Below are 22,956 nucleotides of genomic sequence, written 5' to 3'. Positions count from 1 at the left end.
TATAAAAATTATGTTAGCCGGCTTTTCAAATATGTAGCAAAATCGCTCTTTATAAAAATGGAATTGTCTTCGTTGTGCCTAAATAAATTATCAAGTTTTTCATGATTAATTGGGCTAAAAAGGAGTTCCCCCTTTTCGTAATCAGGGAACATCCCTTTAACCAGTGGCATATATTGCTCTGAATGCATTGGAACGTTCTCATGGTTTGTCTCAGAACACTTTGCTAACCACTGGTTCAACGTTTCGTCATCATAATGAAGCATCAAAAAATCTTCGAAGTTATGGACGTTAAACAAGAATTCATCTTTGAAACCTGATCCCGCAAACTTTGTACTGTTATCTTGCTCGCGACTACCTTCGTTGCGGACGTAGATATCGTCGTCCAAAATTATTTTTATAGGCGTTCTTGGATTGTCCTTGCGTACTTCCTTGCGCTTTTTTTGAACCTCAGAGTAAAAACCCGTACCTACAGGCTTGGGAATGAATTTAAAATTATATTCGTTTTCCCGTAAATATCGATTGAGTTCCTGAATGTAGGCGTATTCAGATGGCCCCTCGCACAATAGAATTATCATTTCATTATTCGCCATGCCAGGGACCTGTTACAAATAAGGAAACGGAATGCCATCGAATTCACCGGAGAGATAGCGCTTTCTAAAATTCGTGACGTTTCGGACATCCGAGAATTCTACAAGCCGCTGTATTGTCGTACCTTTTTTCTTTGTCTTGTTTACGAAATCAATTTCTGAAATTCTTAAGATATCCGCATCCAGCAAATCCGTATTATGTGCCGTAAAGATTAGTTGGGCATTTTGGGTGTTGTATCGTTTATTCGTAAACATCTGGACAATTTGCTGAAATACAAGCGAATGCAAAGAACGATCCAATTCATCGATGAGCACGAGTCCGCCTTTTTCTAAGGCTGCTAAAATGCTTCCTAGAACACCGAAAGCAATTTGCGTTCCCATGGATTCTCGATTAAAGTTGAATCTGACCTCTTTTTGCTCGTCATTCTTATGATACGAATACAGGTATTCTGCAAATGCTTCCGGCCCTTCCCGTCGCACCCCTATGGGGCCTCCTTCCAAAGGATTTATTTGTAATTGGTACTCGCCTGCAGCGTCTTGTTCTAGTTTGGTTCGGTCTATTTCCAATCGTTCGATACCAAAATCCAGCTTTGTCGTTATTTTCTGCAATTTATCGAAAGCGGTTTCCTTTTGCCCTTGGTTCTTGAGTGCGTCTTCAAGCATTTTCATTCCAAGACCGGCCGGAATCTGGTTGTTTAATGAAATAAAAACCGATTTAAGGAAAAATTCCAATACATCTGCAATGTTCTTATTCAAAGCAGGGTACTTCGTTCCCATCAAATAAAGGAACGTTCTGTTCTGCAATCCATCCTTGTCGGAACATTCCACTCTCAAGAATTCTTTCAGGTCCTTTTCTTTGTAAGTTGCCGAAGAAACTTTGGAAAAATGAACCAGTTCGGAATCCTTTATTTCAAATATAGGCCGATTGTCGTCATCCCGACCTTCATTTAAAAATTCATGAACAATCTTTTTTTCGGAATATTCGACACCATATGTAAAGATCGAACCGTTCAGAACAATTTTTGATTCGAAATACGTGGTTTCGTTATCAGAAATCAATAAGTTCGGATCAAATACAGGAACTGCACCATTCTTCAAAAATGGTTCAAACGCATCGCCAGTACCAAACTTTAATAGATGGTCGAATGCAAAAAATGCCTTTATAATGTTACTTTTTCCACCGGCATTCGCTCCGTAGATGGCAAGACATGGCACCAGACGTTCCGCCTTGTCTTCCAAGAATGCCCATCTTGGCAAATCCTTATAGCCATTTGGGGCTTTTCCTTCCTCATATGTCATTGAAACCATGGTTTCAATGATGGATCGGAAATTCCTTATTTTCATGGAAATGAACATAAAAAGCCTTTTTTATGGGTTATTTTTACTCAATTTAAAAAAAATGCGGCAAAAAGCAACAAGATGAACAGTTTTTTTGTTTATTTTACATCATTTTCCAATTGTAATTCCAATTCCTTGACTTGGTTTATGAGCTCCATTTTGCGTCGGGGCTGTTTTTCCTTGTAGGCTTTTGCCTTCAGGTCCTCGATTTTCTTTTGCAGGGCTTCGCGGGCGTCATCTGCCGCAATCTGCTCTACAAGGGTGTTTTCGCCTTCGACGACAATGTTCCCGATACTCTTGATTAGTCCTTCCCAGACTTCGTCAAGATCCGTCCCCTGCAATTCCAGTTTTGCGTTTTCTGCTTTTACTGGCTTTGTTGCATACAGGTTCTCGTAATATACTGCAAATTGCACCGTTCCGTCAAGGACCAGCGCAAATACCATGTTTTGCGGTATTGCCTTGGCGAGCAGTTCCAGATTTTTCTTGCCGCAGCTGGGGTGCTTGAGGTTCAGCGTCAGCACGTAGATGCCCAGAACTTTTTTCCCGGGTTTTAATCCGGGCACGGTCGCTTCTGAAATATGGTTCGAGATGAACATCGTCGAGATGTCCGCATTGAACGCGTCTTGCGCGGAGCGGTTCACCTTGAACTGGGTAAACACTCGCTCTTTGGAGAGTTGCCGCGAAAGTTCCGTATTTGCAGGCAGGCCGTACATTATTTCACCACGAAGAAGCTGATGAGTTCAAAGTCGTCAAGGCCGGCGGGGACCTTGTCAAAAAGTTCACCCTGGTCGCCGCCGAGGAAACTGTCTATAGCGCTTTCCTTGCGGACATCTACGATAGATTCTACGGCCTTGTCAAGCAGCTTGGAGTAGCGGTCCATTCGCTTGCCGTCGGCGGTCTCTTTGTTGAACGCTTTGCACAGGTCTTTCAAAGGTTCCACTTTGCCTTTACTCAGTGCGCGTACGTTATCTAGCAAATCCTTTGGTGCAAGGTGGTTTGTAATCACGTTGCCATCGTTGTCCAAATAAACCATGTAGAACGGATGCAGACGGTTTCTCTTGCCGATGTTAATTTCGCCAGTCTTGTTCTTGAGCACGAAAATGACGCCTTCGGGGAGGTTGGCGGTCTTTGCTACGACAGCGTGGAGGCCATGCGGAGTGTGGTCGATATCGGGATTGTCCTTCATGTATTCAATCAGGTCTTGACGGAATTCATTCAAACCCAAATCCATGATGGATACACCCTTGTTCATCTCTTCAAGGTCAACAACTTCGTCGTGCAATCGTTTCAGCTGGTCACGTCGGTAGTCAAGGTCGCCGGGTTCTTCGGGAGCAATCGGGTTGTCGTCGCCAGTAGAGGTCATCACGACGGCCTTCATCTTTGATTCTACACGGCCTTTCAAGTTGATGTATTCATCCAGTTCAATATCCGGCCAGAAATTCACCAGCTGGATGCTCTTGTTTTTGGAACCAATGCGGTCAATACGGCCGAAACGCTGGATAATGCGAACGGGGTTCCAGTGAATATCGTAATTTACGAGGTAATCGCAATCCTGCAAGTTCTGGCCTTCAGAAATGCAGTCCGTCGCAATCAGGATGTCGATGTTTTCCTTGATTTCCGGATAAATAGCCTGTTTTTCTTTGGAGATGGGAGAAAACAGGGTCAAGGCCATGTTGAAATCCATTTTTCTCTTGGTCTTGAGCGTCGTGCGGCCGTTTACATCTCCTGTGACCAGTGCTGAATGCAAGCCATATTTCTTGAGGACGTGTTCTGCAACATTGTTGTAAAGGTATTCGGCTGTATCGCTGAAAGCTGAGAACACGATAACTTTACGGTTGTCGTTGTTGAACGGATGCTCGATTTTGTTGTCGATATCGGCAAGCAGCTGCTGCAATTTGGAATCATGTTCCGGCGTCACGACGGAAATCATCTCGATAAGTTTCGTAATGGTTTCGCAATCGGCATTGAGATCACGTTCCCAGGACTTGTAGTCCAAATCGTCTAGGTGGATGCGGTTGTTTTCGCGACCGACGGTGATTTCGTCTTCGTCAAGACCGAGCCCATCGATATCGTTGATTTCCAAATCAGCAACATGGTTGCGAAGCTTGACAAGGGTGTCCCCCATCAAGGTCTTTATGTGACCAAGCGATGTATTGAAAGAATAGATAGAACTTTCAAGCCGCTTCAAAAGTTGCACTTGCATGAGAACGCGGATACCACGTTCTCGGTCAATTAGAGAAAGTCCTTTGCCGCCTGTTTTTGTCGGGGCGTCGTCCTCGTACTTATAGAGTCTGCTCGGTAGAATGTACGCCGAAGGTGAATACACGACAAGTTTCAGCTTTTGCAACAGGCTTATTATTGCACGGAAAGTTACAGAAGAGTCAATGTCGGTAATGCCCGGGCGGCGGGCAATGGGCTTGAGACGTTCAGGGAACGCTCCGATTTTGCTCGTGTCGTAGAATTTCTCGATGTGCTTACGGCTGCGTGCGATGGTAACAGAATCAAGAATCTTGAAAAAGTCAAAACTGAGCATTCCGAGCAGTCGCTGGGTAGTGCGTTCGCTTTCTTCCAACTCTGACCACTTGCTATAAGCAGATTGTGCCTGCTTGAAAATATCGGCGATGGTTCTGTCTCCAGTTCCGATTGCCTGTTCCAATTGGCTTGAGTCGCCTTCATAGGCAAGTTCCAGCTGGTTCTTGAGATCGTTAAAGCGGTTGTTTACCGGGGTTGCCGACAGCATCAGAACCTTAGTGCGAACGCCTTGACGAATGACTTTGTTCATCAACTGCAAGTAGCGATTTTCTTTCGGGTCTTCATCGTTGCCCATGTCGGTGGTCTTGCCACCGTTGCGGAAATTATGGCTTTCGTCGATGACGATAAGTTCGTAATTGCTCCAGTTGAATCGTGCGATATCAATGTCGCCCGAATAGCCCGAAGTGCGGGAAAGGTCGGAGTGGTTCATGACCCTGTAAGCAAAACGATCGCTTGCAACAGGATTGTTCTTGTAGTTTTCGCGATAAGTGAGCCAGTTGTCGCGCAACTTTTTGGGGCAAAGCACAAGCACGTTGCGGTTCTTGTTCTCGTAGTACTTGATGACCGAAAGGGCCGTAAATGTTTTACCTAGACCGACGCTATCGGCAAGAATGCAACCGTTGAATTTTTCCAGCTTGTTGATAATAGCAAGGCTTGCCTCTTTTTGGAAATCGTAAAGTTTATTCCAGATGGCGCTGTTCTTGAAACCTGTCGCCTCGTTTGCCAAATCATCTTCGGAAATGTTATCGAGGAACTCGTGGAAAATGTTATAGAGCGTAACGAAGTAAATGTAGTCCGGTGAATTTTCGCGATAGACATTCTCAATGCTTTCAAGAATCGTATCGGTGATGTCTTGCAACTTTTCGTCGTCGTTCCAAATTCTGTTGAATGACGCGAGAAAATTGTTCGATATGGGCGCTTCGATTTTATTTATGCCAAAACCCATATAGTTGCCTTTTTCAAGGCCGAGTTCCGTCTTGCTAAAATCGTTAATCGGTGTGAATGCCGTTTTTTCACCGGCAGGGTCAGACACGACTATGGAACCTGCGTGGACCACCTGGTCTGAAACATTCGTCTTGAACTTGACCTTGCGACGAATCCAATCGGCGCATTCCTTGGCGATTGCTTTTTGCGAAAGCTGGTTGCGTAACTTTATTTCGAATTCCGTGCCGTATAAAGAACGTTCGCGGTTCAACTTGGGTATGTAGAATTCGCGTTGTTCCTTGCTATTCTTGGCAGCATCCGTTTTAGTAAAAGTCGGCTTGGTAAATAAGAAATGGAGTTCTTCGATGTTTTCCAGTTCTTTTTTCAGGGCTTCATAGGCGTAAATGGAAAAACTTGCTGCAGCGATAGATAAGCGGCCCCCGGTCCTCAGGGTCGACTTCAGTTCGTCATTGAGGGTGACGGTTACATTGTCAATAAAGGTCGGCATTTGGTTTTAATGTAGTAATAATTTAAATGAAACAGTTTTTCTCACTTGAACCATCCAACTTATTCGAATGATTATATTTGCCATATGATGAAGTTCCTTTTCCTGCTTCTTGCGCTATTCTTCGCGGCTTGTTCCGAGTATCCGGATATGGAACCGGATATTTTGGCTCAGCACATCTATTCGCAGAATCCGATTGAACTTGGTAGCTCGAATAAGGAATATGTGGCGATGTTGGCAAAGTCATTTGGAATGAACGAGGGCGCGATTATTGCCGTCCAAAAGCATATCCTGTCAAAAAAGACGACCGATAAAATGAAGTCCGATTATGAGAAAGCCATTTATGAAAAGGCAGTCAAGCTTGAGCAACAGAACGGAGAGTCTGCACGAAAGGATTTTGTGGTCAATGTCCTTGCCCCGTATCTGGATGCCTTGAGCCGTAATGAGATTTACATGTCTGGACCGGACAATGAATCTTTTGAACGCATTGTAAGCAACCTCTATGGAAAGTTTTTCCCGGATGATGGAGCCGCCCAATCATTATTTGCATTTATGAATGCGGCAAAGGTTTACTTTAGCGGAGAATCTTTCAATGTAGATCTCAAAAATACGGTCAACAGGAACCTGCTAAAATACGGATTGTTCCTGGATTTTGAACTGCAGAGTATGGCAAGTATCCTAAAAGTCCAAGATACGCTTTTGCCAATGACGGCGTACAAGGGTGATTCCTTGGCGGCAATAAACCTTAAACGTTTTATTCCTGGATTGATGCCCTCGAAAGCGGGCTACTATACCATAGGGATGAATTATGTCGTCGTCCTTGACGACATGATTGCGGCCCGCGCAGAATCCGATTCGCTGGAACTGGAGCAGGGGGAATTCTACAGGAAATATGGCGATAAACGCTTTGAACATTTTTGGCGTTACTTGGGCCTAGATTTGAGTTTGCAGAAGGCGAGCGAAATCTACAATCGCCTTTTGAAAAAAGACCTCGGCGGGAAAATTTTCGCCTACATCAAACGGGTCGAAGAATTGAACACCGCCATCCACGAGACAAAACACATTGTTGACCAAATTGAACACCCGGAGTTGACCCTGAATTTGGACGCCGAGTTTTCGGCGCATGTGACCGAGGCTATTTTTAGTCCAGCACCCAATGCGGCTCTACTTTCCGCAATCCAGCGTATGGAAAATTACGCTATGGTCCAACGTCAACCCTATTTGAACCAGGTTGTCGTGAAATTATGGACCATGGCAAAACGTAGCGCCTATGAAGAACAATACACGGATGATTCTTTGCGCATAGACTTGACGGATCTATACAACAACTATCGCACTATCCGCGAAAATGCCTACTTTGAGCCCCTAGATGAATTTGCCGAAAAAGTAGCAGGAAAGCTGTAGCTAAACAAAGTTCTTCTGAATCTCAGATTCATAATGTATTTTGGGAAAATGAAGATATGGTTCACTGTATTTCGTCGAAGTGAACTATTTTGGTTTCGCATTACAAAAGTCAAGTTTTATATTTTACTCAAAAGCATTCCACCCACTTGCCGCGGGCGACGGCGCGGGCGTGAATGGGGCCGAGCATACGGCTGCCTTCCAGCGCCCAAAACACGAGGTAGCTCGACGCGAGATCGACCATGTGCATGCAGTACCTGGCAGTCGCGAGGTTGTGCCTTTCGCGGTTGAAGCACGACACCATCAGCAGGCGCCCGCTCTTCACGGCCTTCTTGCAGAAATCGGGCAGGGTATCCGGCAGCTTGCAGCCCATGAACCACACGGCAGAACCGCCGTACTTCAATACGTAATAAAGAATTTCGCATTCCGAGCGCGAATGAAACGTGCCGACAATGCACTTGCGCTGCCGCCCCTTCGCTATGGCCCATTGTTCCCTAATAATGCCTTCAGCACCATCCAGCTGCCGCGATGCATAAACACCTATACGGGCTCGGGGTTTCTGCAACAGTTCCATATTGCCCATCGTCTTCATTCCGACAATTTCAAATTCCTTCATCTGTACTCCTGTTCGGTTTGTTTTTACCGCATAAAAAAAAAGACCGCTTTCGCACATAATGCGAATTAACGATCTAAAAACACGGGCTAGTACTTAACCAGCTATCTCAAATATACAAAAAAATCCAGGCTTAATCCACGTCAAAGACAAAGCGAGCTAATATACGCCTGCGAGATTCCACCACGGCTATGGTGCGGCCACAGGCGTTGGGCGGGAGTTCCCCGCCTTTGCCGACTAGTACGCCAAGTACGTTTCCTTGCAGATCGAATAGCTTGATTCGAGCATTGGCAGGTGCACCAAAAATGGAGAAATGCCTACCGGTCTGTTGCATGGATATATACTCGTTGAAGGACAAACCTTTGCGGGGTTCGCTATACTCGCCTAGCAGCTTGAGCATCGTGTCTGCATAACGCCTTCCCAACATTTCGTAACCTTCGCGCGTAAAGTGCAGATAGATTCCGTTTTCGTTCAGGCCGGGGCAACCTTTAGCCGAAATCAAGTGCGCATTCGGAATCATTTCTACCGTACGTTCCACCGTCGGGTTTCGCCAACCCATTTGACCGCCCATTTCTGATGTCACGAATTCACCCATGAGAAAAGGCACCTTTGTCGAATCGAGTTTCAGGTCCGCCATAAGATCGCGGTACACCTTCCGGACTCGGGTCGGCCAGTCTTCCCTAAGGGCGTCGGCTTCACCTTGGTGAAAAAGGATTCCCTTGATGACGCCTTGACGCTTTGCAATCTTTCCCAAATCCACCAATCGCTGATACAGGTTTCCGCCATATTCCTTCAAGTACGGTTCCCACCAAGAGTCGCCTTCCTTAAGAGACCTCTTGAGGTATTCCTGATAACGGTCCTTGTCAAACAAGTCTATGCTTTGCCCACCAATAGAAACATTGACCACAGCCACCCTAATGCTGTCCGGCAAAGATTCAGCCATCGCACGTCCGAAGAAATCAAGAGGTCCTATTCCGGCTCCGGAATTTCCCAAGGGCGGTGTCGCCATATAAAACTTACCCATCTTTTGAGAAGAAAGGTTTACAGACCGCAAGACAAGGAAACGAGGATTGTGAATGAAGTCCTCTTTTGTAATAGGAGCGACTCCGGACATGTTAGATTGACCGAAGGCCAAATAGATATGAAGATTCGGATTTTGCGCAAAACACACTGTGACCGACAGCCACAGTACGATACTTAGCACTTGAGCAATTAAAGTCCTTCTTATCTTCATCGCTCCCTCTCAACAAGAAATATACTCTAATTTAACCCGCAAAAACATCCCCAACCCCCTTTTCAAAGGAAAAAGTCCTGTAATCTTCGTCACACTGTTTACATATGTAACATTAAACATTGCTTACATGGCTTTTTTTGCACCCCCGATAATTGTATTTTATGGGTATGAACTCGAACGAAATGCAAATTGTCAAACAGATTGTCCTGCTAGTCGTCGCAGCGGTGATGCTGGGCTTTATTTACGGCTAGTTCGTCAATCCTTTTCACAAAAAAACGGCCATTAGAGATCCTCTAATGGCCAAAATTATAGAGCAGCCAACTAGCAATTAGTAGTTGATTGCAATATAGAAGCTGCCGGCACCAAAGCGACGGTCAAAGCTTTCAAAGCCATCCCACAATGCATCCCATGCAAGACCAATTTCAAGTTGCGTTGCCGAATTGCGGAAGAAGATGACACCCAGTTCTGCACCACCGGCAAGACCCAAGGCAAAACCTTCTGAGTCTTCGCTGTAATGGTCGTCCACCTGAATGCCAAGACCAAAGCCTGCTCCTAAAAACGGGGTGATTGTCCCGGTGCTGGGGAAGAAACGGCCGCCCAGCAAGAAGGATTCGTGCCACTGCCATGCATCGCCAAAAGACATGTTCATGTTGTTCACGATGGTAATGGCAGCCTTCGGAATCACTTCGAAAATACGAGCGTAATGGAACACAAAGGCCTGCTCCCAAGCACGGTCGGTGTCATAAAGTTCATGGCATGCATCGGGATTACGAGACTTGTCGCAGCCGGGATCCTTGAATTTGTAGTTGTGCCAAATCGCAGCACCCAGACCGTAGCTCACGTAGTTGCGGGTGGGGCGCTTGTGGGCAAAGTTGTCGTTCGGGTCGCCGTCGTTACGGTCGGCGGGCACGAGCACGACGACATCGGGTTCCGAGCGGCTTGTCGTAGAGGCGTACGTATCATCGCTTGCACTGTTATCGTCAGCCACATTGGCAAGGGCGGACTTTACGGCACCTTCAATGGCCACGTCGAGGTCGTCTACGGAGCCGGCCTTCTGTTTGCCGCTACCGACCACGGAACCGTCCTTGACCTGTTCGCAGACCACCACGAAGGAGGAACCCATAGTCATGACGTTGGTGCGCAGCTGGATTTCGGCGCTGCCGTCAACCGGGGTATTGCCCGTCTGGCTCACGGAGGCGCGCACAATAGATTGCACCATGCTCGGGGCATCGGGCGCAAATTCCGCACCTTCGGGGGCAAGGACTTGAACGTTTGCGGCAAACGAGATTGCTGCCAGAGAGAAAAGGGCCGTAATAATCTTCTTCATATCCCTAAATATAGATAAATAAAATAGACGAAAGAAAAAGCGCCCCCATTGCTTATTACTACCTTTTAGCGATGAGGAATGAGAAATTCCATTCCACAGGCCACTTCCAACTTCCTACTGTCTACTTCGTACTAGTTTATGAATAAAGCCGCTATTATCGTTGCCGTTTCGATGCTTTTGAGCCGCGTGCTCGGAATTTTCCGCGAAATGCTTTTGGCGCATGCCGCGGGCGTGTCGCTTGAAAAGAACGCTCTTGACCTTGCGTTCATGATTCCGGACATTTTGAATCACGTGGTGAGCACCGGATTTTTGTCGATTATCTTTATCCCGATTTTTACGGGCTACAAGGTGGCCGGCGACGAGAAGGGCAGTTGGAAGTTCTTTAGCAACGTGTTGAATACTTTCGGGATTGCGCTCTTGATTTTGGTGGTGCCCGCGTTCATTTGGATGAAGGAACTTTTGCAACTCTTGACGGTCGAGGGAGCCACGCCGGAACTGATCGAGCGCGCCGCTTACTATGGCCGCATCATTTTGCCGGGACAGGTTTTCATTTTTGTCGGGAGCATTTTGGTCGCGGTGCAGCACACCCGCAAGCAGTTCTTGATTCCGTCGCTGACGGGCCTGATTTACAACGTGGCGATTGTGGGCGGTGGCGCTTTAGGGCTTGCGCTCGAAAAGTTCACCGGCACGGAATACGGCCTGGAAGGATTCGCCTGGGGCGTGCCGGTCGGCGCCTTTATCGGGTTCTTTGCCTTGCAGATTTTAGGCGCCCGGCGTGGCGGCGTGCATTATGAACTCTTGGTGCAGCCGACTCACCCCGATATCGTTCGCTATTTCAAGATGATGCTCCCGATGTCGCTTGGTGTGGGCTCCATGTTCGGTCTTGAATTTATTATCCGTAGTTTTGGCGCAAACTTCGGTACCAGCGGCATTTCAAGCTTGAACTATGCTTACCGCGTGATGTACACGCTGGTGGCCGTCTTTGGATTCTCGGTGAGTGTCACAAGCTACCCTGATATGGCCCGCCTCGTAAAAGAAGGCGATTTTGGCCAGCTGAACCGCAAAATCTGGAAGAGCCTTTCACGCATGTTCTGCATCTTGATTCCGGCCGTGGTTGCCGTGTGGGCATTGAGCTTCCCCGCTGTTCGCATTCTCTTTGAACGCGGAGCCTTCCAGCGTGAAACCACCGAAGCAATTTCTGAAATTTTGCGCTGGTACCTGCCCGTGAGCCTTGGCCTTTGCCTGCAAGCGGTGCTCGTGCGTAGTTTTTATGCCTGCGAACGCATGTGGGTCCCGACCCTTTTGAATACGGGCATTTTTGCCGCAACCATTCCCGCTTACATTCTGCTCGGCGCACCTGAAGTGGGACTCGGCATCAAGAGCGTGCCGATTATCGGCGCTACCGGCGCCTTGCTGCAGGTGATTTCGATGATCTTTATGTGGGCCAAGAAAAACGGCACCGACGGCATGAAAGACGCTCTCTTGAACATGGCGCGCGCACTCGTTGCCTTCGGTATCATGATTGCAGCCGCTGTCGGGCTTGACCGCGTCTCGGGCACATTCGTACGCGAAGCAAACTTCGTGGTACTCGTGGTTTACGCGTGCGCTGCAGGCATTTTGCTCTTCACGCTCACGCTGATTATCCAGCGTTACCTCGGAAGCAAAGATGCCAAGGATATTCTCAACGAACTCCTTGGCAAAATAATGAGGAAATTACATTTGGCGAGATAAGCTGATGCTGACCTTCGTCAGCATGACGCTGGCGAAGTAATGCTGATGCTGAGTTTCCTCAGCATGACATCTAGCGCCAGGATTCCATAATCTTCATGCAGCCGGCGAGCAATTCGGCGGAGCGGTCCTTGGCTTCGGTTTCCACGTAGCAGCGAAATTCCGGAGCGTTGCCGCTCGGGCGCAGGTGCACGATATCGCCGGAATCGAATTCCATGCGGTAGCCGTCGGTTTCATCAATCGAGACGACTTCGCCGTGGAACGGCTTCGGGGCCGGGCCATCCTTAGGCTTGAACTTGGAAGGCTTTGCAGTAAGCGAACCAAAGAGTTTTGCGCCGAGTTTCTTTTCGCGGATTTCAGCGAGCTTTGCCTTCGACACTTCGGTCGGGAATTCTTTGAGGCGGTCACTCACCGTAAAGCGCTTCGGAAGCTTCTTGAGCAAATCGACCACGCACATTTTCTGTTCGCGAACCATCACCATCACGGCAATCATCGGGAGAAGCGCGTCGCGAGTCGGGAGAGCCGGAAGCGTGCGAGTGCCACCGTCTTCGAAACTGCGCGTGAGGTTTGTCTGCAGCAGGAATCCGCCATTTGCCTCGTAGCCTGCAACAGAGACACTTGCGTCGTTTGCATCGACCAGGCTTTCCATGCCGGCAATCACGTACGGGCTTCCGATTCGCGTGCGGCAAATCTTCTCGAAAGAGCCGCATTTTTCGAGCGACGTGTTGCAACTCACCGGAGTTGCAATGCGCTTGATACCTAGCGCCTGGGCAGCCAGGATGCCCAGCACGTCGCCACGCAGCCACATGCCTACATCGTCTGCCAAAAGCGGGCGGTCGCTATCGCCATCGGTACTGAAGATGGCATCTACGAAATCCTTGTGCGCAAATTCGCGGGCCAAGTCCTCGTCTTCTTTACGGATCGCTTCGGTATCGACCGGAATAAAGGTTTCGCTGCGGGCAAAAGGCTTGACGGTCGCGCCCAAGCTTTCGAGCACCTTCACCACGATGTCGCGGCCCACGGCGGAATGCTGGTACACGCCAATCGTGAGGCCTTGCAAAGCTTTAGTACCGAAAAATTCCGGATAGCGCTTGCAATAATTTTCTTCGGCTTCCGTTTCGACAGCCGGGAGCGCGGGGGCATTCTTGAGCATGCCCTTCGCATCGAAAATCGACTCGTCGAAATCCACCGACTGCGAAACAATTCCCTGTTCGTCTTTCTTGGTGATTTCGCCCTGCGGGTGGTTGAACTTGATACCGTTACGGTCGGCCGGAATGTGGCTACCCGTCACCATGATGGTCGGGAGCGCCTTGTCGATACCGTACAATGCGATTGCCGGGCTCGGAATGCGTCCGCAGTAAATCACCTTCCAAGAAGAATCTTCGCCAGCCTTCACCAAGGCCTTCAAGATGCGTTCGGTACTCGGACGCAAGTCACCTGCAATCGCAATCGTGTGATCGCACTTGTAGCTAGCCTCGCAGTACTTGATGAACGAGCGCGCGTACACATAGCACACGCGGTCCGTCATTGCCGTCACCAGGCCGCGGGCACCGCTTGTACCGAATGCCACGCCGGACTGTTTCATTACTTCTTGCATCGAAATGCTCATAAAAACCTCAAGCTAGTTGTTGTAAATGCAGCGAATATAGGCTGCGGTATATTTGTGTGCATTATCCATACCTATGGACGAATCCTTACGGTAGGCCCAAAGGTACGCATATTCAAATTTGTGCGACGTACCGGTCACATCGTATTCCGTCGTACTCCAGAAAAGCGCTTGTTCTCCAATCTTGATATACTTGCCGTAATATTCGTATTCACCCCCAAGCTGATTTGTAAAGTTAGCGATTGCATCGGGGTTCCTCAAAGCATAATTATAAAGGGTAAGCCATTCATCTTGACTCGGAATATGCGTTCCTTCCGGGCAAATTCCACGATACGGCAACTCAATTTCGCCCAACTGTTCGCGGTCATACTTCGTACTCACCGCCATCGCCGTCGCCCAAGTATACAGTCTGCCATATTTTTCGCAGTTCTCTTCTTCATCTGCGTAGCAGCGGCTATTCTTCATAGGAACTTCCAAATTCTTGGTGGTCCATACCTGATCACCAATCTCTACGCGTCCCAAGTCGGGATATTCGTAGTCCTTCCACGAATCATCTACAATGTCTTCGCTAGAAGAAGATTCGACACTAGATGAAGATTCATCGCTGGAAGAAGACTCGGCTGCGCTACTCGAAGATATCACCAACACAAGTCCATCGCCCTTGACGCAACGAACATATGCGCCCATATACTTGTGCGGGTTACTCCTTGCGATAGAGCCGTCCTTGCGATACGCCCAAATCCATGCGAATTCAAACCCGAAAGCCGTTCCCGTCACATCGTACTCCGTAGCGGTCCAGAAAACCGTTTCTACATCTTCGTCCCGATAGAAAGCCTTCCAGTCATACGCACCGCCAATCTGGTTCGTAAAATACGCCTTGTATTCAGGATGTTCTTCGATATATTCGTTAAGTTCCGTCCATTCATCATCCGTCGGCAAGTGTGAACCTTCGGGGCAAATTCCACGATACGGCGTAATCAGGAACCCGAGTTCTTCGCGATCGTACTTAGTGTCGATTGCCATAGCTTGCGCCCAAGTATAGATTCGGCCATACTTTTCGCAATTGGCAGGATCATCGTCATAGCAACGACTTCCTTCTACAGCAATATCCAGATTCCTGGTCATCCATTCCTGGGTCCCGATCTCTACGAATTCGTCGGTCACAAGGACAAATTCGCTGCTGCTGGAATCTTCTTTACGTGACGATGAACTTTTTGCTCCTTTAGACGAACTGGACGATTTCGTAAACTGCGACGAAGAGCTAACCTGTACCGAGGAACTCGAAATTCCTTCGGGGGCACTCAAATCTACATTGCGGTAATACGCGACACTGTCTTCCGTTTTGCAATAGCATTCGTCAAAAGTCCATTCGGGAGAATTTGCGACAAAATAGTTAAACTGGTAATTGTCTTCGGTTCCCAATTTATACTTGCAATCCTTGACATCGGCCCAAAGGTGATTGTAGCCCCTTTCGGTGATGACTTCGATATCAAAACGATTTTTTACTTTGTTGTAGTCAGCCGAAACGCACCTTGCATAAAAAGAAAGCATAAGGTTCATGCGCTCGGACACTTTATCACACACCGTTTCTTCTAGATAACTGCCGGCAGAAATGCTTTCAGACCATCCGGAATCAGCATCTACGCCATAAGTATCATAGCAGCGGTCAATCTTAGGCTCTTCTATAACCGCAACGATCCTGTCACTGCTACTGGAATCACCATCACCACAGCCATAAAAAGACAAGGCTACCGCCGTTGCGAATAGAACTTTTATCACGAATTTCCTCATAGCATAAAAAGTAGAAAAACGCAATACCCCCCCCCTATCGGGGAAAGCCCCTTATTGAGCGCACAACGACAAACAAAGCATACCGCCCCCAAAACACTTGATACAGCCGTATACAAAACAACTGTTTTTAGCAAACCTTTCCATAAAAAAAGAGGATATTTTCTACCTTGGATGTTAAAATAAGGGATGATTATGCTCAAAAAAATCTTGTCCGTGTGCGCCCTCGGCGCTTCTGCTACCCTGGCCGCCCCGCTCCTCACCAACGGAGACTTGTCTTACGGTGACGGCGGCTGGTACATTTGGAACAACCCCGATGGCCCCGCCAAGTACGACGGTAAAATCGGTGTCGAAGGCCTCGGCGTAAACGGCAGCGAAGGCGTAAAGCTCACGGTGACCGAACTCCCGAACCCTTCTTGGGGCCTCCAGTTGCAGCCGCCCAAGTGGCTTGCCGACTCCGCCTACTACAAGCTCACTTTTAAGGCCAAGGGCAACGTACCCATCAACGCAATTGTTCAAGGTGGCGCTCCGGACTGGCGTCAAAAAGAAAGCGCCTCGTTCATGCTGACCAAGGACTGGAAGGAATATTCCATGATCTTCCTTGCCGACCAAAAGGGCTACGGCGTCAATAACATCACCTTCCATGTGGGACTTGCCAAGGGTTGGCTCCAGATGGACGATGTTGCCGTCGAAAAAGTCGAAGGCATGGATGACATGAGCTGGTACAACAATTCCGCCGCACGCATCGACAGCTTGCGCAAAAAGGAATTGACCGTGAAGGCGGCTCCCGGCGCCCAGGTGAAGGTAGAACTCATGCGCCACGCATTCCCCTTCGGCACAGCACTCGCCCTTTACCCCAGCAAGGACAGCGTTGAAACATGGTACCGCAAGACCGCCAATAAGTACTTCTGGTACGGCGTTCCCGAAAACCAGTTCAAGTGGCCGGAATACGAACCCAAGAAGGGCAAAATCCGCCGCGACGAATTCAAGCAGTACCTCGACTACGTGAAGGACTACAACTGGGGATTCCGCGCACACGCCCTCATGTGGGGTATCCAGGGTTACGGCTACGACAAGCATTTCAGTTTCAAGGGTAGCTGCAAGGATATCGGCGAAAAGCTCAAGGCACGCATTACCCGCGACATGACAGAATACAAGGGCCGCATCAAGGAATACGACGTATGGAACGAAGTCTTCCACGAACCCTTCGTGTTCAACAAGTGCGGCTGGGATTTGCTGGATAGCGCCCACATTTGGGCCCATAAGGCAGACCCCGACGCGCGACTCTTCATCAACGAATACAACGTCGTTGTCGCCGGCGAAACCGACCGCCTCTACGACATCGTCAAAGGAATGCTTGACCGCAAGGTACCTGTACACGGAATCGGCGTGCAATGCCATTTTGGCGACCGTCAGCTGAACCCGGCCTTCATCAAGGCGCGCCTCGACAAGCTCGGCTCCCTCGGCCTCCCCATCAAGGTGACCGAACTTGACTTTGGCGACTGGCAGAAGGGCATGTACTTCGGCGAAGACGAACAGGCCCGCCGCTACGAGATGTTCCTGCGCATCGCCTTCAGCCACCCGGCTGTGGAAGGCATTGTGCTATGGGGCTTCTGGGATAACCGTCACTGGGTTAAAAATGGCGGCATCATCGCTGCCGACGGTCGCGAAAAGCCCGCCGCCAAGCTCATTTACGACTTGTGGCACAAGGTATGGACCACCAACGGAACGTTCAAGGCCGACGAAAACGGTATCGTGAAGTTCCGCGGCTACCCCGGCAAGTACAAAGTAACTGTCGACGGCAAGTCCGAAATGGTTGAGTTAAAGTAGACGGTAGACAGTAAAAATTTTTCAGAAGATGCTCCCATGAGGGAGCATTTTTTCTATTATGCGCAAATAAACCTTAGTGAGGAAACAATGAAGAGTTCTTATAAAATGGCAGCTACATGCGCCCTGACTTTCGCATTGGCATTCACCGCCTGCGACGATTCCACCTCGGCCAGCGATAACGGCAATGGCGGTAACGGCGGTACAAACACGCCTTGCACCGATGCCATCCAGGCGGAGTGTCCCGCAACACTTGAAGAAGGCTCCATATGCGATAACCGCGACGGCAAGATTTACAAGGTGGCAACCTTCGATACGCAGACGTGGATGATAGAAAACCTGAACTATTCTTCTTGCAGTACCAAGGGCCAAAGCTGGTGCTACGACAACAATGAGGCGAACTGCGCGCAGTACGGTCGCCTTTACAGCTGGACCGCGGCCATGGGCATCGACAGCAAGTTCCAAAAGCAATACACTACTTTATCTGGCACGCAGCGCGGCATTTGCCCCGAAGGTTTCCATATTCCAAGCGATGCCGAAACGGATATCCTTATCGCCTATCTTGAAGAGAATAACAACATAGCCGAATTCAACTTCCAATTCGGCGGCAAGAAAAATTTCGCGGGCTACGCTGATTTAGACAGAGAGGCTTACCTCTGGACTGCTGACGAAGATCACTCCGAATTCGGAGGCGTAGAAAATGTCCGCATCTGGAGCTATTCCGAAACATTTAGCTTCGGCGGCGGTTCCATATTCAAGGATAGCGGACTATCGATCCGCTGCGTGAAGGACTAAGGCTTACATTATTCAAAACAAGAATAACGACACCTTTATTTCGTTTTAAAATCTTTGAGTTCAAGAATCCGCTTGACGCTCTCGTCAATGCGGGATTCTTTGATTTTGCCTTTTTCGACAGCCTCGACCACGGCATCGAATACCTTGACGAATTCTCTGGAACAAAGGACAATATCCACGCCCGCCTGAATCGCCTTGATGGCGGCTTCTGTATTGCTGAACTGCGTTGTAATAGCGCCCATGTCCATAGCATCCGTCACAATGACTCCATCGAAACCCAGTTCGCCGCGGAGTTTGTCCTGCAAGATAACAGACGAAAGTGTCGCAGGAACGTCTTCACCGCTGACCTTGGGGGCCGAAATGTGGGCCGTCATAATCATCTGCGCTCCAGCCTTGATTCCGGCCTTGAACGGAATCATTTCGCACTTGAGCATTTCATCCCAGGTCTTTTCGGTGGAGGCATAGCCGAAGTGGGTATCGGTCTTCACATCGCCATGGCCGGGAAAGTGTTTGAGCGTGCCGATAACTTTTGCTGAGTCGAGACCATTCAGGTAACTTACCACGAAGTCGGCGGCGGTTTCCGGGTCGTCAGAAAATGCGCGGGGGCCGATAATGACATTATCCGGGTTGGTGTTCACGTCGGCAACAGGAGCAAAGTCGATATCGAATCCGTATTCCTTGACGTAACTTCCGATGGTGAATGCAGCCTTGTAGGCTTCATTGGGGTCGCCACTTTTGGCGATAGCCTCCATGCTTTCGTATTTGGGGACGTCGAAGTTCTCGTTGTTCGCGATGCGGGCCACACGGCCACCCTCTTCGTCAATCGCAAGCAGGGGCGAACCGTTCAACCGCCTGATTTCCTTGATGAACGCCGCGAGTTGCTTTTCGTCCACGATGTTGTGGGCGTAGAGAATCATGCCGCCGATGGGGTAATCCTTGTTCACGGCTGTCATAGTCTTGTTCACCTGCTGCAACTTGAAGTCGGGCAAGTCGGCGTACGCTTCCCAGTGGATGCTTGTGTCTAGCGCTTCGGGGCGCACAAAGAACATCTGCCCCACCTTCTCGCGAAGAGTCATCTTGTCGATATTGAGCGCAGAGGATTCTTCGCCGGAGTTCGACGCGGAGGAAGAATCGTCACCGCAGGCGGTTAATAAGACTAGAGACGAAAGACTAAAGACGAGAGTGATATATTTCTTGAATTTCATATAAATTCATTATTCCTCAATGGCAAAGATTTTGCCGGCCAGCATCTTGCGGAGAGCCTTCGAAAGAACCGGCTCATTGGTCAACTTGCCTGTATCCACTGTCTTCTTTTCACCGTCCATGTCGAACGAGAGCGTTGCTCCGTCATCCTTCACGTCCATCTTGACCTTTGCCCCCATGACAATGGGAACATTCACGTCGTCGTGCCCCGCGGGGAATCCGCACATCACCGGGATGTCGTATTTCTTGAGATACTTGGATAGCATTTCTTCGGTAGTTTCATAATTCAAGTCCGTTCCCGAATCCACGAATTCGCCGAGAACCACGCCCTTCACGTTCTCCATAACGCCGTGGAGTTCCAGCGCGTTGAACATGCGGTCTATATTGTGCAGGGATTCTCCGACTTCTTCCATGAACAGGATGATTCCGTCGTTCTGGAAAACATCGATATCGCTTGCACCCACCAGCGGGACGAAGGTGGCCATGTTACCGCCTACGAGAATACCTTCGGCTTTTCCTGTCTGGTTATACTTGTGTTTAGGAACTTTGTAGGTAGGCACTGTCCCCTTGAGCAAATCCTGCAAAAGGGTGCTGTTGTCGTCTGTGCCACGGGTCTTTCCGATAAACGAACTCATTGTGCCGTGAATGCTCATGACTCCCGCTTTGGTCTCCATGGCGTGCAATGTGGTGATGTCGCTGAAACCGATAAGCCACTTGGGATTGTCCGATACCAGCTTCTGGTCGATAAGGTCCACCAGTTGGATGGTGCCGTAACCGCCACGGTTGCAGAGAATTGCCTTGATGCTCGTATCCTTGAGGGCAGCGATAAAGTCGTCGGCACGTTCCTGGGCGGTGCCTGCGTACTTGCCTGCATCCAGCTTACCCACATTCTTGCCGATAACAGGTTCAAAGCCCCATTCCTTCAAGGCGGCGGCGGTATTCTGGATGTTTGAATCGGGTGTGGAGTAAGAGGGCGATAGCAGCGCCACCTTGTCGCCCTTCTTGAGGAAAGCGGGCGCCGAACATTCGGCTAGGGGTTTTGTGTCGGATTCCCCAGCGGAAGTGCCGCTGGAACTGTCGTCGGAACACGCGGTAAGGGCAAGCCCGAAAACGGTTGCAGTCAATGCGACAAATGCCACTCTATGGATAGAATTTAATTTGATAACCATAATTTTCTCCAGACAGTTCAAAATGACGCGGAAATCAAACGTCATAGCATAAATGTAAGCAAACAAAAGCAACCTTGCAAGGGCAGTCTGGGCGACGCGTGATTTGATGCACTAGAGAAAATGCCCCAGGTTCAACCTGGAGCACTTATTATAATCGATCAACTATCGACGAATGTGGCGAGAAGCGCCAACCGACTAATAATTGCGCTAAAGCGCATTACTCGTCGCCTCGGTCATGTCAGACTGCAAGCAGTCTGACGCGACACTCGGCTCCTAGTAATTTTCAGCGGTCACTTCGAAGAAGGACTGCGGGTGAGCACACACGGGGCATGCGGCCGGAGCCTTGGTGCCCACGACAATGTGACCGCAGTTGCGGCATTCCCACACCTTGACTTCGCTCTTTTCGAACACGGCCGCGGTCTCCACGTTCTTGAGGAGTGCGCGGTAGCGTTCTTCGTGGCGCTTTTCAATTGCGGCGACCATGCGGAACTTCTTGGCGAGAGCGGCAAAGCCTTCGGCTTCGGCAGTCTTTGCGAAGTCTTCGTACATGTCGGTCCATTCGTAGTTTTCGCCGTCGGCAGCAGCCTTCAGGTTAGCAGCGGTGTCACCGATACCGTCCAATTCCTTGAACCAAAGCTTGGCGTGTTCCTTTTCGTTGTCTGCGGTTTTCAGGAACAGTTCAGCAATCTGTTCGTAACCTTCTTTCTTGGCGCAGCTTGCAAAGTAGGTGTACTTGTTGCGAGCCTGGGATTCGCCTGCGAAGGCAGCCTGAAGGTTCTTTTCGGTCTGGGTTCCGGCATACTTGTTTGCCATAAATTCCTCTCTTGGTTGAAGTGTCTCGGAAAGAATATACAATTTTTTAGGCCGTCCTAGGCAAAAATAAGTCCAATCGGAGTCTTTTTTCTGCAAAATAATATATATCTAAATAAAAAGGAGGCCTTTTATGACCCTCATGATTATCCAGCTCTTGATTGTACTATTGGCACTTTACGTGGGCTCGCGTTACGGGAGCCTCGCCCTCGGCGCAATTTCGGGAATCGGTCTTGCGATTCTCGTGCTCGGCTTCGGCCTGCAACCCGGCAAACCGCCTACCGATGTCATTTACATCATCATCGCGGCGGTGACCTGCGCAGGCATTCTGCAGGCATCGGGCGGCATGGATTGGCTGATCCAGATTGCGGAGCGCCTGTTGCGCAAGCATCCGAACCACATCACGATTTTGGCTCCGCTCTGCACGTTCTTCCTCACGGTTCTCGTAGGCACCGGCCACGTGGTTTACACCCTCATGCCAATTATCTGCGACATCTCACTCAAGAAGGGCATCCGTCCGGAACGCCCCTGCGGCGTGGCCTCCGTCGCATCGCAGGTCGGCATCACCTGCTCGCCCATTGCAGCAGCCGTCGCCTCGTTCGTGATTATCTCAAACGCAAACGGATTCAACATCAATAACCTGCAGGTCATCGCGATTACGATTCCCGCGTGCCTTTGCGGGATCATGGCCGCGGCAGCCGTCTCGTACAAGCGCGGGCTCGACCTCGACAAGGACCCCGCATTCCAGGCCCGCCTCAAAGACCCGCAGATGAAGGAATACATGTACGGGAATACCGCTTCCGTGCTCGACAAGGAAGTTTCCAAGGAAGCGAAGCGCGCCGTGTTCATTTTCCTCGGTGCTCTCGCCGTCATCGTATTCTTCTCCATTATGCAGATTGCGGGCCACGACATTCGCCCCAAGTTCCCTACAGGTAAAGTAATTGACGGCGTGGCGCAAATGAAGCCGCTCGCCATGAACATCATCATCCAGATTGTAATGATAACGGCCGCGGCGTTCATGGTTATTTTCTGCAAGGCAGCCCCCAAGAAGGCCGTGGCAGGCGCCGTGTGGCAAAGCGGCATGGTCGCCGTCGTCGCCATTTACGGAATCGCATGGCTTGCCGACACCTACTTCGCGAACTACATGGACGTGATGCAGAGCGGTCTCAAAGACATCGTGCAACATTACCCATGGGCAATCGCGTTTGCGTTCTTCGCGGTGAGTGTGCTCATCAACTCGCAGGGCGCGGTGGTGGTTGCCATGCTCCCGCTCGCCTATAGCCTCGGCATCGAAGGCCCTGTGCTCCTGGGCGTGTTACCGAGCGTGTACGGGTATTTCTTTATCCCGAACTACCCCTCGGACATTGCGACCGTGAACTTCGACCGCTCGGGCACCACCGTTATCGGCAAGTATCTATTGAACCACAGTTTCATGCGCCCAGGCATGGTGAGCGTCATCGTCTCGACCATCGTGGGCACAATCTTGGTGAAAATTTTCTACTAGAAAATCAGCCATTTGCAACAAATGACGGATAAAGTAAGCTTTATCCGTACATTTTGCCGTTCGTC

Annotated in this window: 17 protein-coding genes; 5 read left to right on the top strand and 12 right to left on the bottom strand. The window is 49.5% G+C overall.

Annotated features, from left to right (window positions below):
• Nucleotides 1–8 precede the first annotated feature (8 nt).
• The 4 genes from B9Y58_RS12480 to B9Y58_RS12465 all read right to left on the bottom strand — a co-directional run bounded on the left by B9Y58_RS12480 (nt 9) and on the right by B9Y58_RS12465 (nt 5,889).
• Complete coding sequence (locus B9Y58_RS12480) at nt 9–590, bottom strand: hypothetical protein (protein ID WP_073057456.1); 582 nt, start codon at nt 588–590, stop codon at nt 9–11.
• A gap of 12 nt (nt 591–602) precedes the next feature.
• On the bottom strand, nt 603–1,943 hold the full coding sequence (locus tag B9Y58_RS12475) for an AAA family ATPase (RefSeq protein WP_073057453.1): 1,341 nt from the start codon (nt 1,941–1,943) through the stop codon (nt 603–605).
• 80 nt (nt 1,944–2,023) lie between these two features.
• Nucleotides 2,024–2,638 carry a DUF4391 domain-containing protein gene (locus B9Y58_RS12470; protein WP_073057450.1) on the bottom strand — a complete coding sequence of 205 codons (615 nt, stop codon included), beginning with the start codon at nt 2,636–2,638 and terminating at the stop codon, nt 2,024–2,026.
• Nucleotides 2,638–5,889, bottom strand: a complete 3,252-nt coding sequence (locus tag B9Y58_RS12465; RefSeq protein ID WP_073057446.1) for a helicase-related protein — start codon at nt 5,887–5,889, stop codon at nt 2,638–2,640. Before B9Y58_RS12465 ends, B9Y58_RS12470 begins: the two co-directional genes overlap by 1 nt.
• 84 nt (nt 5,890–5,973) lie before the next feature.
• On the opposite strand from B9Y58_RS12465, the gene B9Y58_RS12460 reads away from it, so the two are divergent.
• A complete protein-coding gene (locus B9Y58_RS12460; RefSeq protein WP_073057443.1) occupies nt 5,974–7,290 on the top strand; it encodes a hypothetical protein in 1,317 nt (438 codons plus the stop codon).
• A 127-nt stretch (nt 7,291–7,417) separates the two neighbouring features.
• On the opposite strand, the gene B9Y58_RS12455 is transcribed toward B9Y58_RS12460, so the two are convergent.
• The 3 genes from B9Y58_RS12455 to B9Y58_RS12445 form a co-directional block, all read right to left on the bottom strand.
• Nucleotides 7,418–7,903, bottom strand: a complete 486-nt coding sequence (locus B9Y58_RS12455; protein WP_109639799.1) for a hypothetical protein — start codon at nt 7,901–7,903, stop codon at nt 7,418–7,420.
• Nucleotides 7,904–8,033: 130 nt separating this feature from the next.
• Entirely contained in the window at nt 8,034–9,134 is a 1,101-nt protein-coding gene (locus B9Y58_RS12450) for a sialate O-acetylesterase (RefSeq protein WP_073057437.1), read from the bottom strand.
• Between the two features lie 328 nt (nt 9,135–9,462).
• Nucleotides 9,463–10,461 (bottom strand): hypothetical protein, encoded by a 999-nt coding sequence (locus tag B9Y58_RS12445; RefSeq protein WP_073057434.1) that lies wholly within the window; start codon nt 10,459–10,461, stop codon nt 9,463–9,465.
• A gap of 138 nt (nt 10,462–10,599) precedes the next feature.
• Here B9Y58_RS12445 and murJ point away from each other — a divergent pair, with 138 nt between their 5' ends.
• Complete coding sequence (gene murJ / locus B9Y58_RS12440; RefSeq protein ID WP_073057431.1) at nt 10,600–12,192, top strand: murein biosynthesis integral membrane protein MurJ; 1,593 nt, start codon at nt 10,600–10,602, stop codon at nt 12,190–12,192.
• 70 nt (nt 12,193–12,262) lie between these two features.
• Here murJ and B9Y58_RS12435 read toward each other — a convergent pair whose 3' ends face one another.
• The gene (locus B9Y58_RS12435; protein ID WP_073057428.1) at nt 12,263–13,798 is read right to left on the bottom strand and encodes a phosphomannomutase; all 1,536 of its coding nucleotides are present in this window, start codon (nt 13,796–13,798) and stop codon (nt 12,263–12,265) included.
• A gap of 12 nt (nt 13,799–13,810) precedes the next feature.
• Complete coding sequence (locus B9Y58_RS12430) at nt 13,811–15,586, bottom strand: FISUMP domain-containing protein (protein WP_073057426.1); 1,776 nt, start codon at nt 15,584–15,586, stop codon at nt 13,811–13,813.
• A 192-nt stretch (nt 15,587–15,778) separates the two neighbouring features.
• Between B9Y58_RS12430 and B9Y58_RS12425 the strand changes: the two genes are divergently transcribed.
• Complete coding sequence (locus B9Y58_RS12425; RefSeq protein WP_158278360.1) at nt 15,779–17,413, top strand: endo-1,4-beta-xylanase; 1,635 nt, start codon at nt 15,779–15,781, stop codon at nt 17,411–17,413.
• Between the two features lie 105 nt (nt 17,414–17,518).
• Nucleotides 17,519–18,205 (top strand): FISUMP domain-containing protein, encoded by a 687-nt coding sequence (locus B9Y58_RS12420; RefSeq protein WP_158278359.1) that lies wholly within the window; start codon nt 17,519–17,521, stop codon nt 18,203–18,205.
• 35 nt (nt 18,206–18,240) lie between these two features.
• Here B9Y58_RS12420 and B9Y58_RS12415 read toward each other — a convergent pair whose 3' ends face one another.
• The 3 genes from B9Y58_RS12415 to rbr form a co-directional block, all read right to left on the bottom strand.
• A complete protein-coding gene (locus B9Y58_RS12415; protein WP_073057418.1) occupies nt 18,241–19,410 on the bottom strand; it encodes a glycoside hydrolase family 3 protein in 1,170 nt (389 codons plus the stop codon).
• 9 nt (nt 19,411–19,419) lie between these two features.
• Nucleotides 19,420–20,577 (bottom strand): S66 peptidase family protein, encoded by a 1,158-nt coding sequence (locus B9Y58_RS12410; RefSeq protein ID WP_085534939.1) that lies wholly within the window; start codon nt 20,575–20,577, stop codon nt 19,420–19,422.
• A gap of 273 nt (nt 20,578–20,850) precedes the next feature.
• Nucleotides 20,851–21,390, bottom strand: a complete 540-nt coding sequence (gene rbr / locus B9Y58_RS12405; protein WP_073057415.1) for a rubrerythrin — start codon at nt 21,388–21,390, stop codon at nt 20,851–20,853.
• Nucleotides 21,391–21,520: 130 nt separating this feature from the next.
• Here rbr and B9Y58_RS12400 point away from each other — a divergent pair, with 130 nt between their 5' ends.
• A complete protein-coding gene (locus tag B9Y58_RS12400; RefSeq protein ID WP_073057412.1) occupies nt 21,521–22,891 on the top strand; it encodes an anaerobic C4-dicarboxylate transporter in 1,371 nt (456 codons plus the stop codon).
• The last annotated feature ends 65 nt before the right edge of the window (nt 22,892–22,956 follow it).

It is taken from the genome of Fibrobacter sp. UWB15, assembly GCF_900177705.1.
GTDB lineage: Bacteria > Fibrobacterota > Fibrobacteria > Fibrobacterales > Fibrobacteraceae > Fibrobacter.
Note: the sequence above shows the minus strand (reverse complement) of the source record. Positions and strands in the feature narration are given on the sequence as shown.

Coding starts and splice junctions, on each gene's coding strand:
- B9Y58_RS12480 (WP_073057456.1), bottom strand. CDS start 590: ATGGCGAATAATGAAATGATAATTCTATTGTGCGAGGGGCCATCTGAA.
- B9Y58_RS12475 (WP_073057453.1), bottom strand. CDS start 1,943: ATGTTCATTTCCATGAAAATAAGGAATTTCCGATCCATCATTGAAACC.
- B9Y58_RS12470 (WP_073057450.1), bottom strand. CDS start 2,638: ATGTACGGCCTGCCTGCAAATACGGAACTTTCGCGGCAACTCTCCAAA.
- B9Y58_RS12465 (WP_073057446.1), bottom strand. CDS start 5,889: ATGCCGACCTTTATTGACAATGTAACCGTCACCCTCAATGACGAACTG.
- B9Y58_RS12460 (WP_073057443.1), top strand. CDS start 5,974: ATGATGAAGTTCCTTTTCCTGCTTCTTGCGCTATTCTTCGCGGCTTGT.
- B9Y58_RS12455 (WP_109639799.1), bottom strand. CDS start 7,903: ATGAAGGAATTTGAAATTGTCGGAATGAAGACGATGGGCAATATGGAA.
- B9Y58_RS12450 (WP_073057437.1), bottom strand. CDS start 9,134: ATGAAGATAAGAAGGACTTTAATTGCTCAAGTGCTAAGTATCGTACTG.
- B9Y58_RS12445 (WP_073057434.1), bottom strand. CDS start 10,461: ATGAAGAAGATTATTACGGCCCTTTTCTCTCTGGCAGCAATCTCGTTT.
- murJ (WP_073057431.1), top strand. CDS start 10,600: ATGAATAAAGCCGCTATTATCGTTGCCGTTTCGATGCTTTTGAGCCGC.
- B9Y58_RS12435 (WP_073057428.1), bottom strand. CDS start 13,798: ATGAGCATTTCGATGCAAGAAGTAATGAAACAGTCCGGCGTGGCATTC.
- B9Y58_RS12430 (WP_073057426.1), bottom strand. CDS start 15,586: ATGAGGAAATTCGTGATAAAAGTTCTATTCGCAACGGCGGTAGCCTTG.
- B9Y58_RS12425 (WP_158278360.1), top strand. CDS start 15,779: ATGCTCAAAAAAATCTTGTCCGTGTGCGCCCTCGGCGCTTCTGCTACC.
- B9Y58_RS12420 (WP_158278359.1), top strand. CDS start 17,519: ATGGCAGCTACATGCGCCCTGACTTTCGCATTGGCATTCACCGCCTGC.
- B9Y58_RS12415 (WP_073057418.1), bottom strand. CDS start 19,410: ATGAAATTCAAGAAATATATCACTCTCGTCTTTAGTCTTTCGTCTCTA.
- B9Y58_RS12410 (WP_085534939.1), bottom strand. CDS start 20,577: ATGGTTATCAAATTAAATTCTATCCATAGAGTGGCATTTGTCGCATTG.
- rbr (WP_073057415.1), bottom strand. CDS start 21,390: ATGGCAAACAAGTATGCCGGAACCCAGACCGAAAAGAACCTTCAGGCT.
- B9Y58_RS12400 (WP_073057412.1), top strand. CDS start 21,521: ATGACCCTCATGATTATCCAGCTCTTGATTGTACTATTGGCACTTTAC.